This is a genomic window from Streptomyces sp. NBC_01077 (assembly GCF_045162855.1).
In the GTDB taxonomy this organism is placed as follows: Bacteria; Actinomycetota; Actinomycetes; order Streptomycetales; family Streptomycetaceae; genus Streptomyces.
This window is the reverse complement of sequence record NZ_CP108669.1, coordinates 6,594,133-6,606,379: the sequence shown is the minus strand read 5'-3', so window position 1 is coordinate 6,606,379 and position 12,247 is coordinate 6,594,133. Positions and strand designations below refer to the sequence as shown.

Annotated in this window: 12 protein-coding genes; 5 read left to right on the top strand and 7 right to left on the bottom strand. The window is 72.2% G+C overall.

What is annotated here, in order from left to right; all coding sequences use genetic code 11:
- Positions 1-115: 115 nt before the first annotated feature.
- The 4 genes from OG462_RS30060 (at position 116) to OG462_RS30045 (ending at position 5,450) form a co-directional block, all read left to right on the top strand.
- Positions 116-1,576: a multicopper oxidase family protein gene (locus tag OG462_RS30060; protein WP_406062364.1), complete on the top strand. Its 1,461-nt coding sequence runs from the start codon at positions 116-118 to the stop codon at positions 1,574-1,576.
- Between the two features lie 64 nt (positions 1,577-1,640).
- Complete coding sequence (locus OG462_RS30055) at positions 1,641-3,377, top strand: class I adenylate-forming enzyme family protein (protein ID WP_406062362.1); 1,737 nt, start codon at positions 1,641-1,643, stop codon at positions 3,375-3,377.
- Positions 3,374-4,363 (top strand): 2-amino-3,7-dideoxy-D-threo-hept-6-ulosonate synthase, encoded by a 990-nt coding sequence (locus OG462_RS30050; RefSeq protein WP_406062361.1) that lies wholly within the window; start codon positions 3,374-3,376, stop codon positions 4,361-4,363. The genes OG462_RS30055 and OG462_RS30050 overlap by 4 nt, the downstream gene beginning before the upstream one ends.
- Complete coding sequence (locus tag OG462_RS30045; protein WP_406062360.1) at positions 4,335-5,450, top strand: 3-dehydroquinate synthase II family protein; 1,116 nt, start codon at positions 4,335-4,337, stop codon at positions 5,448-5,450. The genes OG462_RS30050 and OG462_RS30045 overlap by 29 nt, the downstream gene beginning before the upstream one ends.
- Positions 5,451-5,560: 110 nt before the next feature.
- Here OG462_RS30045 and OG462_RS30040 read toward each other — a convergent pair whose 3' ends face one another.
- Both OG462_RS30040 and OG462_RS30035 read right to left on the bottom strand, forming a co-directional pair.
- Positions 5,561-6,166, bottom strand: coding sequence for a response regulator transcription factor (locus OG462_RS30040; protein WP_406062359.1), 606 nt, complete (start codon positions 6,164-6,166; stop codon positions 5,561-5,563).
- Between the two features lie 49 nt (positions 6,167-6,215).
- A complete protein-coding gene (locus OG462_RS30035) occupies positions 6,216-6,743 on the bottom strand; it encodes a hypothetical protein (protein WP_406062357.1) in 528 nt (175 codons plus the stop codon).
- 149 nt (positions 6,744-6,892) lie between these two features.
- Between OG462_RS30035 and OG462_RS30030 the strand changes: the two genes are divergently transcribed.
- Positions 6,893-7,876, top strand: a complete 984-nt coding sequence (locus OG462_RS30030) for a LuxR C-terminal-related transcriptional regulator (RefSeq protein WP_406062355.1) — start codon at positions 6,893-6,895, stop codon at positions 7,874-7,876.
- A gap of 61 nt (positions 7,877-7,937) precedes the next feature.
- Here the strand turns inward: OG462_RS30030 and OG462_RS30025 are convergent, their stop codons facing one another.
- From OG462_RS30025 to OG462_RS30005, 5 genes are all read right to left on the bottom strand, one after another.
- Positions 7,938-8,198: a hypothetical protein gene (locus OG462_RS30025; RefSeq protein ID WP_406062353.1), complete on the bottom strand. Its 261-nt coding sequence runs from the start codon at positions 8,196-8,198 to the stop codon at positions 7,938-7,940.
- 422 nt (positions 8,199-8,620) lie between these two features.
- On the bottom strand, positions 8,621-9,529 hold the full coding sequence (locus OG462_RS30020; RefSeq protein WP_406062351.1) for a CopD family protein: 909 nt from the start codon (positions 9,527-9,529) through the stop codon (positions 8,621-8,623).
- Between the two features lie 68 nt (positions 9,530-9,597).
- The gene (locus tag OG462_RS30015; protein WP_384119803.1) at positions 9,598-9,813 is read right to left on the bottom strand and encodes an EF-hand domain-containing protein; all 216 of its coding nucleotides are present in this window, start codon (positions 9,811-9,813) and stop codon (positions 9,598-9,600) included.
- Between the two features lie 99 nt (positions 9,814-9,912).
- The gene (locus OG462_RS30010; RefSeq protein WP_406062349.1) at positions 9,913-11,121 is read right to left on the bottom strand and encodes a YncE family protein; all 1,209 of its coding nucleotides are present in this window, start codon (positions 11,119-11,121) and stop codon (positions 9,913-9,915) included.
- Positions 11,121-11,885, bottom strand: coding sequence for a polysaccharide deacetylase family protein (locus tag OG462_RS30005; protein WP_406062347.1), 765 nt, complete (start codon positions 11,883-11,885; stop codon positions 11,121-11,123). Before OG462_RS30005 ends, OG462_RS30010 begins: the two co-directional genes overlap by 1 nt.
- Positions 11,886-12,247 lie beyond the last annotated feature (362 nt).

The following is a 12,247-nucleotide window of genomic DNA, read 5'->3' as shown; positions in this document are numbered from 1 at the left end:
TTCCGGCGGTTCACGCCCATGCTCGGAGAGCGAATTCATCACCGTTCCGAACCACCGTTCCGAATCACCGTTCCGAACCACCGTTCCCGGAAAACCGTCACGATAGGAATCCGCTGTGTTCTCTCGCCGCCATGCGATACGACTCGGACTCACCGCCGGTGCCGTCGGCGCTGTCGGCGCGGCCGGCGGGGTGTTCCAGAGCCTCACCTCCGGTACGCCGGCGGTGGCCGCCGAGCCGCCCGCCGGCCCGCCCACGGTCACCCCGTTCACCGTGCCGCTGCCCCGGCCGCAGGTCCTCGCCCCGTACCGGCGCACCCGGTCGGCCGACTACTACGCGGTCACCATGCGCAGGGCGCGGGTCCAGATCCTGCCCGGTCTGCGGACCGAGGTCCTGACGTACAACGGCACCTTCCCCGGCCCCACCATCCGGGCCCGCAGCGGGCGTACGGCCGTCGTGAAGCAGATCAACGCGCTGTCCGCGCCGACCTCGGTCCATCTGCACGGCGGGGCCAACCCGCAGGACCAGGACGGCGGGATGATGGACCTCATCCAGCCGGGCGCCTCGAAGACGTACGTGTACGCCAACCGCCAGGTGGGCGCCACGCTGTGGACGCACGACCACGCCCACCACCTGGAGTCCGAGCACGTCTACCGGGGCCTTTCCGGGCTCTATCTCCTCGGCGACGAGGCCGAGGACGCGCTGGGACTGCCCTCGGGGCCGTACGAGGTGCCGCTGATCCTGCGGGACGCGCACTTCGACGCGGCGGGGCAGCTGGCCTACACGATGGACGACGCGCTCAACCGCACGACCATCCTGGTCAACGGGGCCCCGTGGCCGTACATGAAGGTGAAGGCCCGCAAGTACCGCTTCCGGATGGTCAACTCCTGCAACCTGCGGATCTTCGTGATGGCGCTCTCCGACGGCAGCCCCGTCATCCACGTCGGCTCGGACGGCGGGCTGCTGCCGGCACCGGCGCCCTCGCCGGTGATCGTCCTCTCCCCCGGTGAGCGCGCCGACTTCGTCGTCGACTTCTCGCGGTACGCGCCCGGCACCCAGGTCACCCTGGCGAACATGCTGGGCCCCGGACCGACCGAGCTCGTCGGGCAGGTCATGCGCTTCGACGTCGAGGAGAAGGCCGCCGACACCAGCCGGGTGCCGGACGTCCTCACCACCCTGCCGCCGCTGCCCACGCCGACCGTGGAGCGGAGCTTCGAGCTGCGGATGGACGAGCCGGGCACGGGTCACCTCGCGTACATCAACGAGAAGACCTTCGACCACGACCGGATCGACACGGAGATCGCCTGGGGCTCCACCGAGGTGTGGACGGTCAAGAACACCAGCACGACCGTTCCGCACAACTTCCACACCCATCTGGTGCAGTTCCGCATTCTCGAACGGGACGGAATGCCGGTCTATCCGGCGGAGGCCGGCCTCAAGGACACCGTCCTCCTCTTCCCAGGGCAGACCGCGAAACTCCAGCTCACCTTCGACACCCACCGCGGGGTCTTTCCCTATCACTGCCACATGATCGACCACAGCGCCATGGGAATGATGGCGCAGATGCGCATCTCGTAGCCCCCGAATCCCCATGTCCCCGAATCCCGTCAGCCCATCCCGCCTCTTTCGGAAAGGAGGAACCATGTACGTACGCCGCATTCTCGACGCTCTCGGAAAGGACCCGGGGCGCGTGGTGATCCACCGCGCCGACGAGGCCGTCACCGCCGGCGGGCTCGCCGGCTCGGTGCGGGCCACCGCGGCCCTGCTGCACTCCCGCGGCGTCCGCCCCGGTGACACCGTCGCCGTGCTGACCGGCCCCAACCGGCCGTCGATGCTCGGCGCCCGGTACGCCGTCCATCTGCTCGGCGCCACCTCCGTGTACGTACGGTCGATGAATCCGCGGACCGACACGGAGACCTTCTCGGTCGCCACCCAGGCCCAACTCCTGGAGGACCTACGGGTGTCGGTGCTGCTCGTCGACGACGAGAGCACCGAGCGCGGCACCTGGCTCACCCGCCGCGTACCGGCCGTGACCGCGCTGACCGTCCCCTGGGGGACGGCAGCCGGGGCAGCCGAACCGCTGCCGGCGCGACTCCCCGAGCCGCGCCCGGACGACCTCGCGACCGTCGAGTTCACCAGCGGGAGCACGGGCCGGCCGAAGATGGTCGCCCAGCGGTACGACACACGTGAGGAGCTCGTCGGCCGCCTCGCCCATGGCCTCGATCCCCGGGGACCCGCGACGCTGCTGTCCGTCACGCCGATCAGCCACACGACCGCGCCGATGGCCGACGCGGTGCTCGCGAGCGGCGGACGGGTCGTGCTGCACGACGAGTTCGACGCCGGCGACGTCCTGGACGCCTTCGAGCGGCACGGCGTGACCGACGTCTACCTCGCCGTACCGCACCTCTACCGGCTCCTGGACCATCCGGCCGCCCCGCTCACCGACCTGTCGTCGCTGCGCCGCATCACCTACAGCGGCACCCCGGCGGCGCCGGCACGGGTGGCCCGGGCCGTCGAGCTCTTCGGCGACGTGCTCATCCAGGTGTACGGGACGACGGAGGCGGGCGGCATCAGCAGCCTCAACCCGCTGGACCACCGCGAACCGGAGCTGCTCGGCTCGGCGGGCCGCCCCTTCCCCTGGGTGCGGGTGGAGATCCGCGGCCCCGGCGGCGGCCCCCAGGCGGAGCGGGGGGTGTCGGGCGAGATCTGGATCAGCTCGCCGACTGTCACGGCCGGCTACCTCGGCGACGAGGAACGCACCGGGACGGTCTTCCGCGACGGCTGGCTGTGCACCGGCGACCTGGGGCACTGGGACCGGTACGGCTACCTGCGGCTCGACGGCCGGGTGGGTGACGTGATCAAGCACGGCGGCCTGAAGCTGGATCCGGCGGCCATCGAGGAGGCGCTGATGCGCCATCCGCAGGTGCGTCAGGCCACGGTGTTCGGGGTGCGGGACCGCGACTGGGTGGAGCAGGTGCACGCGGCCGTCGAGCTGTACTCGGGGGCCGGGCACACCTCCTGCGACCTGCGGGGCTATGTGGCCGCGGCGCTGACCCCGGAGCACACTCCGGTACGCGTCTCGGTCTGGCCGCGGTTGCCCCTCACCCCCTCGGGCAAACCGGACCGCGCCTACCTGCGCTCCGTCTCGCCGCCGGACCCCGCCGCCTCCACCGCCTACGCCACCGCCTCGGCCACCCACGCCACCGCCTCGGCAGCCCCGGCCGCCTCCGCCCTTCCTGGCGTCGGCGCCCCGCGCGCCGGCGGGCCGGCCCTCAGCTCCCCGCGCGGAGCCACCGCGCGGGACGACCCCATCCGCGTGAGCGGCCCGGGTCACCAGCCCGATCACGCCTCCTCGCGAACCAGAAAGGGCGTTCCATGACCGGTTTCGGCCACTTCGCCCGGTCGCTGCGGCTACGGCGGCTCTACCGCCACAGCACGGCCGGCCTGATGATCACCCCTCTCGACCACTCGATCCACGACGGTCCCGTGGTGCCGAAGGGCACCACGCTCGACCAGCTCGCCGCCCGGATCGCGGCCGGCGGCGCCGACGCCGTCGTCGTGCACAAGGGCAGCGTCCGGCACATCAGCCCGGAGCGGTTCGCCGCGATGTCGCTGATCATCCACCTCAACGCGAGCACCAGCCAGGCGCTCGACCCCAACGCCAAGTACGTCGTCGCCGGCGTCGAGGAGGCCCTGCGCCTCGGCGCGGACGCGGTCAGCGTCCACGTCAACCTCGGCTCCGACGACGAGCGGCAGCAGATCGGCGACCTCGGCCGGATCGCCGACGCCTGCGACCGCTGGAACCTGCCGCTGCTCGCGATGGTGTACCCGCGCGGGCCGCGGATCAGCGACCCCCGGGACCCGGCGGTCGTCGCGCACGCCGTGACGATCGCCGCGGACCTGGGCGCGGATCTGGTCAAGACCGTCTTCCTCGGATCCACCGCGGAGATGCTCGACCTGACCGCGGCCTGCCCGGTGCCGGTGCTCGTCGCCGGTGGACCCGCCCTGGAGAAGGAGGAGGACGTCCTGGCGTACGTCAGGGACGCCATCGCCGGAGGGGCGGGCGGGGTGGCCATGGGCCGCAACATCTTCCAGGCCAAGGACCCGCGCGCCCTCGCGGCCAAGGTCGCCCGGATCGTGCATCACTTCCCCGAACAGCACTTCACCACCGTCCCGTTCGGCGAGCCGGGCGGCCGGGAGCGGCTTCACAGCGAACGCCTCACCCCCGACCACCTCGACGGCGCACCGCTCGACGACCCGCACCTCGACGACACCCGCCTCGCCCACTCGACTCCCGACAACTCGTCTCTCGACAACCTGACAGGAGGTCCGCATCATGACGGACGCCAAACTGTGCTGGCTTGACATCCGTGAGGCCGGCGCCGCCACCGCCGCCGTCCTCGAGGAGGCCGTGCACCAGAAGATCGACGGCATCGTCGCCGCCGACCCGGCCGTGTTCGCCGGTCTGCCGCCCACCGTGCGCAAGGTCCTGCTCTTCGAGGACGGCGCCGCGACCGTGCCCGCCGACCTGGGCGGGGTCGACGTCGTGATCGTCCCCGGTCCGCGGGACGGCCGCGCCGAGCTCGAAGCGGCCCACCCGGACGTGCAGTTCGGGCGGTACGTGGAGATCGTCGACGCCGACACCCTCGAGGACGCCTGCCTGGCGGCGCGTCTGGAGGCGTGGAGCGTCCTCGACTTCCGCGACCCGACGAAGATCCCGCTGGAGATCGTCATCGCGGCCGCCTCGGGCGCGCCCGGTTCGATCGTGACGACGGCCGCCGACACCGAGGAGGCCGAGATCCTGTACGGCGTCCTGGAGCACGGCTCGGACGGGGTCCTGATGCGGGGCCGTACGGTCGGCGACGCGACGGCCCTGCGGACCGCGGCGACCGCGCACGGCGGCGAGATCTCCCTGGTCGAACTGGAGGTCACGGCGACCACGCACATCGGCATGGGCGAGCGTGCCTGTGTCGACACCACGACCCACTTCCGCAAGGACGAGGGCATCCTGGTCGGCTCCCACTCCAAGGGCATGGTCCTGTGCGTCAGCGAGACCCACCCGCTGCCGTACATGCCGACCCGTCCGTTCCGCGTCAACGCGGGTGCCCTGCACTCGTACACCGTGGGGCAGAACGGCCGCACCCACTACCTGAGCGAGCTGCACGCCGGCAGTTCCGTTCTGGCGGTCGACGTCGACGGGCGTACGCGACCGGTCAGCGTCGGCCGGGTGAAGATCGAGACCCGTCCGCTCATCTCCATCGACGCGGTCGCACCCAGCGGGCAGACGGTCAACCTGATCCTTCAGGACGACTGGCACGTGCGGGTCCTCGGTCCCGGCGCCTCGGTGCTCAACAGCACCGAACTCAAGCCGGGCGACCGCATCCTGGGTCACCTGCCGACGGCCGACCGTCATGTGGGATACCCGATCAACGAGTTCTGCCTGGAGAAGTAGGAGCGCACGGAGCGCCCTGCTCCACCCTGTCGTGAAGCCCCGCCCCGGCACGCCTCGTGCCGGGGCCGGCGCACGTCCGGGCCTCCCCTCCCCGGTCCCGGCACCCGCCCTCACAGCAGCCCGCATTCCGCCGCGATGCGCGCCGCGTCGAACCGGTTGCGCCCGCCGAGCTTCTTGATCGCCGCCGAGGTGAGGTTCCGTACCGTCCCCGCCGCGAGGTAGAGCTCGCCCGCGATCTCCTTGACCGTCGCCCCGCCGGCGGTCAGCCGCAGCACGTCCGTCTCACGGACGCTGAGCACCCTCTCCCCCGCCGCCGGCGTCCGGAGCAGCCCCGGGTCGACGGTGAGGCAGCCCCCCGCGACCCCCACCAGAGTGGTGATCAGCTGCGGCAGCCGGGCCGTCTTCGGTACGACTCCGAGGGCTCCGGCGGCCACCGCCCGGTCCACCACGGAGGGCGTGGCCGAACCGACCATCAGCGCCACCCCGCAGCTCGGATGGTGCGAGCGCACCTCGGTCGCGGCGTGCAGCGCCTTGCCTCCCATGGTGCTCTCACCGAGCAGCAACACCGTGGGCCGGTGCCGTTGGACGGCCGGGAGCACCGCCTCGAACGTCGTGGCGAGCCCCACGACGTCCAGGCCGTTGGTGCCGTTCAGGGTCTCGGCGAAGGCCTCCAGGACCAGTTGGTGGTCACCGGCCACGACGACACGAATGGACATCTCTCTCCCCGTGGTGACTTCTGTGGCGGCGGCCCTCGCGGGCCGCCGGTCAGCGGCTGGTCGCCCGTGCCGCGTCGGCGGCCAGGTCGTCGACGACGGACCGGAGCCAGGTGCGGTCCTCCGCCGTCGTCGTGTCCGGTCCGGCCGCGGCGGCCGGGCTGCGCTCGATGTGCCGGGCGCCGGGCGGCAGTGCGGCCGCGAGGGCGGCCGACACGGCGCGGAAGGCGCGCGGCAGTTCGCCGGTGACGTCCGGCGCCGGCAGGACGACGACCGCGGCGTTCACCGGGCCGGCGTCGGCGGCGATCTGGCCGGGCAGCCGGCCCGCTTCGGCCGGGTCGCGGATGTCGATGCGGTACGGCAGGGCCAGCAGGCCGGCGTCGTTGAGCGCCTTGCAGAGGAAGGCCGCGTTGGTGGCGGCGTCGTCGTCGCGGTCCGGGTGGCCGGCGCCGACGACGGCGACGATCGCCCCGGCGGCGCTCAGACGTGTCGTGAGCACCCGGCCGATGCCCGTGGTGGCGTCGACGACGAGGACGACAAGACCGTCGAGCCGCGGCGGGGAGGAACCGGTCTGGAGCACGTGACGTCCCTTTCGAGGAGATCGTCGAACGGGTAGCGTGATGATCGTGTGAATGGGGTGAATCGGGTAGCTCGGGCGATGCGGCGCGGGACCCGGTTCAGAGCCTCCGCCCCGACCGGCCGGGGGCGGTCCGACCGTTGGGGGACACCGTGGACGAGGTCTCGTCGCTCGACCAACACACGCTGGGCGTATACCGCGCGATCCTGTTCCACAAGGAGCACGATCCCGAGCGCCTGGCGAAACTGCTGAGCTGCACGACGGAGCGGGTGGAGGAGGCGCTCGACCTGCTGACGCGCCTCTCGCTGCTCGCGCCGTCCCGGGACACCCCGGGCCGGATGCGCGCGGTGAACCCCTCACTGGGTCTGAAGGTGCTGCTCCAGCGGGAGGAGCGCGAACTCGCCTCGCGGCAGCAGCGGATCGAGCAGAATCGTGCCGCCCTCGCCGCTCTCGCGGCCGAGTACACGGCCTCGGGCCGGTCGGGCGGTCCGGACGGGGCGGAGCACCTCGACAACGTCGACGACATCCGCACCCGGCTCGAAGCCCTCGCCGAGTCCTGTACGGGCGAGTCGCTGGCCTTCCATCCCGGCAAGGCCCTCACGGAGGAGTCCGTCGAGGCCGGCCGGCCCCTGAACGAGCGGGCGATGGAGCGGGGCGTCCGCTTCCGGACCATCTATCTGGACAGCGTCGCGGGTGACCGGGTCACCCGGGCACACGCCCAGTGGATGGCGGAGCGCGGCAGCGAGATCCGTACCTCGCCGACGCTTCCGATGCGGCTGCTCATCGTGGACACGGCGGCGGCGGTCGTCGCCGGACTGCCCGGTCAGGCCCAGCCGTCCGCGCTGCTGTTCAGCAGTCAGCCGGTGGTCCTGGCCATGCGCGCCCTGTTCGAGGCCTACTGGGAGCACGCCTCCCCGCTGAACGGCCCGGGGGACGCCCTGCCCGGCGGGCTCACCCCGCAGGAGCGCAAGCTGCTCCAGCTTCTGGCGAGCGGTCTCACCGACGAGGCCGTGGCGCGGGCGCTCGGCATCGGGGTGCGGACGGAGAGGCGGATCGTGGCGGACCTGATGGAGCGGCTGGGTGCGTCGAGCCGGTTCGAGGCGGGGGTGCAGGCGACCCGCCGGGAGTGGATCTGAGGCCGGGGGTGGCGCCGGAGCGGGGCGGCGGCCGTGGCGGCGGTCGTGAGCAGCATCGCGGTCAGTCCCTGGGGGCGGTCGGCCAGACGAAGTCGTCCGGGATCTGGATGACGCAGGGCAGTCCGGGGAGCGTCGGGACGCAGGGGAAGTCCGGCATCTGCGGGTGGGGCGGCGTCGGCCAGACGAAGTCGTCCCCGCGCTGGGTGACGGCGCCCGGGCCGGTGGGGGCGGCCTCGGCCGGGGAGGCCATGAGGAGACCGCCGAGGAAGGCGGTGGCGACGGCGGCGAGGACGCTGCTTGCGCGGCGGGAGCGACAGGACATGGGGGTCTCCATTCCGGGTTGCGGATGCGGTACGAGTGCGGCGTACGTGCGTGTCAGGAGCTCCTTGGCGGCCGGTGACTTTTCAGCCTTCCCGGCCGCACACCTAGAGGAAATCACCGCGGGGCCCCGGCTGTCCGCTTCAGGACAGGCCAGGAAGCTGCCTGGCAACGAGCTGCCTCACGACCTGCGGGAAAGGGCGGGGGAACGCCTCGGGCGGACCCCCTGCTTCCGGCCAGAAGGCCAGGTGGGAGGCGTCTGCCGGATCGTTTCGGCGCCGGGCCGTGATCCGGCCACGGGCATGTGATGCAGCGAGTTGCCAACGGCATCGGGCGGCCGGCGTACGGCTCCGCCCGGCCGGACGGGCGGCGGGGGACGGGCGGGGAGCGCTCGGGAGGGGCGGTCGTGGGGCGATCGGGGAGAGCTCAGGGAACGAGTCCGTGCGGATTCGGCACCACGGTCAGCAGCGCCGAGACGACCACGATCGCCGCGAGGACGGACACCTCCACGCGCGCGGGTGCCTGGGCGTTCCCGCCGGACAGCATCCGCCCCCGGGCGGCCAGGGCCAGCAGGCTCGCCCCGCCGAACAGCACCAGCTTCACCAGCAGGACCCGGCCGTAGGCGGTGCTCAGGACGGCGTCGAGGGGCAGCTTGCGCAGGGTCGAGACGGTGCCGGTGACCGCGAGGGCCGCGTACGCCCAGGCGGCCATCCGGGCGTACCGGACGAGGACCTCCCGCCCGCCGCCGCGCAGCCGCATGGTGCGGAGCACGTACAGGAGCGTGCCGGCCCAGAGCGAGGCGGCGGTGAGGTGGACGAGGGTGAGCGTGGTCCCCACCAGGGGCTGGTACGTCTCCGGGTGGGCGCGCATCGCCTCGGCCCCGACGGCGACGGCGAGCGGGAGGGCGGCGAGCCCGGGGCGGCGGGAGGCGGCGCAGAGGGCCGCGAGGACGAAGGCGTTGGCCGTGACGAGGACGAGACGGCCCTCGCGGAGGCCGTACACCACGCTCGGGCGCAGTCCGCTGACCGCGGCGAAGAGCAGCAGGAGCCCGGCCGAGGCGGCCGCGGCGAGGAGGGCGGCGGGTGCGGACCAGGCACGGGGCCGTGGTCCTTCGCCTGCGAGCGGGCGTCCGACGAGTTCGCCGAGGTGCACGGCCAGACCGGTGAGGACGAGGAGCCGCAGCAGCGTGGTGGTGCCCGCGGCGGGTATCCGGAGCTCGCCCGTGCCCGTCTCGGCGAGGCCTGCGCCCAGCAGGGCGACGACGAGGACGGCCACGGCGGCGAGGACCGCTGCCGTCAGACGGCTCGGGGTACCAAGGTGTCCGGGAAGCGTCACCGGACGATCGTCACCGAGCCCCGGACGGGCGGCAACTCAGCGTTGCGCCACCCGTCCGGGCGGGCGGGTCAGGCCTTGCTGTAGTGCGCCCAGAACTCGTCCCAGGACAGGACGCCGTCACCGTTGTCGTCGCGCTGCTTGATGAGCACCTCGGCGACCGTCTCGGTGACGTTGAAGTCGCCGTGCTGCGCCATGAGGCTCTTGTACTCCGCGGCGGTGATGAACCCGTCCCCGTCCGCGTCGAACTTGTTGAATGCCGTGCGTGCCGACTCGATGTCCGCCACTGCTTCCGCCCCTTCTCGGTACTTCTCTGACGGGGTCAGATTAGCTGGCCCGGCGGGGCCGGATGAGGGTGGTACGGCCACCCCGGCCCTCCCGGGTGATTACCGGAAGATCCCCGTGTGGCCCAGCGAGTAGCGTCCCGGCTGCGGATACACCGCGAGGCCGTGGGGGCCGCCGCCGACCGGGATGCGGGCCAGCTGCTTCCCGCTCGTGGTGTCGATCGCGTACACCTCGGAGTCGTAGCGGCCGGAGAGCCACAGGACCTTGCCGTCGGCGGAGACGCCTCCCATGTCGGGGGAGCCGCCGTCCGGCAGCCACCACTTCTTCGTCAGCTTGTTCTTCTCGAAGTCGAAGACGGAGATCGAGCCCTCGCCGCGGTTGGGGACGTACATCTCGCGCGAGTCCCGGCTGATGTAGAGCCCGTGGCAGCCCTTGCCGGTGGGCAGCAGGGTCGGGGTGGTGAACTTCTCGCCGTCGAGCACCCAGATGCCGTGGGCCATCATGTCGGCGACGTAGAAGGTCTTCCCGTCCGGGGAGATCTTCACGTCCTGGGGCATGGCGCCGTCGAAGGGCAGCTTCTGCTGCCCGATCACCTCCATCTTCTCGGTGTCGACCTTGAGGAGTTCACCGGAGAACTCGCAGGAGACCACGAAGTAGCGCCCGTCGGCGGAGAAGTCGGCGTGGTTGACGCCGTAGCAGCTGACCGGGACGGACTTCTTCCGCTCCATGGTGTGCGGGTCGCGGAAGACGAGCTCGCGGTCGAGCGAGGCCATCACGATGGCGTACTTGCCGTTGGGCGTGAAGTAGAGGTTGTAGGGGTCGTGGACCTCGACGGGCTTGCCCGCGACGCCGGTGGCGGGGTCGATGGGGGTCAGCGTGTGGCCCCGGTTGTTGTTGACCCAGAGGGTCTTCATGTCCCAGGAGGGCACGACGTGCTGGGGCTGGATGCCGACGGGGATGGTCTCGACGACCTGGTAGGTGGCCGGGTCGATGACGGAGACGGTGTTGGAGTTGGTGTTGGGGACGTAGACCCGGGAGGGGAAGTTCCTGACGACCGGGGAGAGCTTGCCCGGCCGGTCGGCGGCGTAGACGTCCTTCGGGTCGAGGACCGGCGGCATCCCGGGGAGCCCGGCGGGCGCCGCGGCCGGCTTGGGAACAGCGGGGGCGGCCTTCTTCACGGGTGCGGCGCCGTCACCCGGGTCCCCCGTGCCGCAGCCGGCGAGCGCGGCGAGGAGGGCGGCGGCGAGGAGGGTCCTGCTTCTCCTCGTGAGGCGTCCGTGCGCGCGGTGTCCCTGGGTGAGGTGTGCCATCAGGTCAGCAGCTCCGTGGTGGTGACCGCGCGCAGTCCGCGGCGGTCGAGGTCGGCGAGGAGGAGGGGGAGCGCGGCCGCGGTGTCCGGGTAGCCGAAGTGCAGGCTGACGACGGATCCGGGGCGGACGGATCCGGTGACGTTGCGGACGACGGCGGGGGCGCCGGGCGAGGTGAAGTCGAGGGAGTCGACGTCGTACGAGAGGACGTGCGGGTATCCGGCGCGGTGGGCGGCGCGCAGGACGGCCGGGGCGGCGTGCTGGGTGCGGGAGGGCCGGAACCAGGTGCCGATCGAGCCGGTGAGCCGGCGCAGCCGGGTGGCGCAGGCCTCGATCTCGGCGAGGGCCTCGGTCTCGGTCATGGCGTTGACGTCGATGTGGCGCTGGGTGTGGTTGCCGAGGTCGTGTCCGCCGTCGAGGACGCGGCGGGCCAGGTCGGGGTACGTGTCGAGCCAGCTGCCGACGGCGAGGACGGTGACGCGGGCGCCGGCCTTCTCGGCCTGGCCGAGGAGCGTCCGGGCGAGGGCGGGGTCGCCCTGGCCGTGGAAGGTGAGCGCGACCCGGGGCCGGTCGCGGGGGCCGTGGGCGATCTCGGCGGGCTGCCCGGGGAGGCGCCGGGGTGCGGGGGCCGCGACGGGCGCGGGGGCGGGGCGCCGTGGCATGGGCGCGGTGGGGCGGGGGGCCGTGCCGCAGGCGGTGGCGAGGGCTCCCGCGAGGGCGGCGGCCGCACCGGCCCGGAGGGCTCCGCGGCGGTCGATCGGCTTCACGCGACCATTTAAAGGCGATAGCACCCGATTTATTACGATTAGGCCAATTCAGGACGTTTATGGCCCCCGAGGCGGCGTCCACCATGCGGACGAGCCGGGGAAACAAGCGATGAACCGCATAGCCATTCACTGTTTACAAGGCGGGTGCCACACGTCACCAAGGATTCATTGTGCAACTGTCATAGTTTGACCTGGATTGCCCCACTAGGGACTTTTGGCGGCAAGGCCACCTGTCTGCCATAGTCGGAGACACGACCCCCATTGACCCGGGCCAGGTCGACATAGCGGCCGTGGATACACCCCCCCGTCCACGGCGCACCACACGAAAGCCCCCACGTGCCTCACCTCGGCACACGGGGGCT

Bases quoted from the DNA above. Each gene is read 5' to 3' on its own strand.
- OG462_RS30055 (WP_406062362.1), top strand. From the start codon at position 1,641: ATGTACGTACGCCGCATTCTCGACGCTCTCGGAAAGGACCCGGGGCGC.
- OG462_RS30050 (WP_406062361.1), top strand. From the start codon at position 3,374: ATGACCGGTTTCGGCCACTTCGCCCGGTCGCTGCGGCTACGGCGGCTC.
- OG462_RS30045 (WP_406062360.1), top strand. From the start codon at position 4,335: ATGACGGACGCCAAACTGTGCTGGCTTGACATCCGTGAGGCCGGCGCC.
- OG462_RS30040 (WP_406062359.1), bottom strand. From the start codon at position 6,166: ATGTCCATTCGTGTCGTCGTGGCCGGTGACCACCAACTGGTCCTGGAG.
- OG462_RS30025 (WP_406062353.1), bottom strand. From the start codon at position 8,198: ATGTCCTGTCGCTCCCGCCGCGCAAGCAGCGTCCTCGCCGCCGTCGCC.
- OG462_RS30010 (WP_406062349.1), bottom strand. From the start codon at position 11,121: ATGGCACACCTCACCCAGGGACACCGCGCGCACGGACGCCTCACGAGG.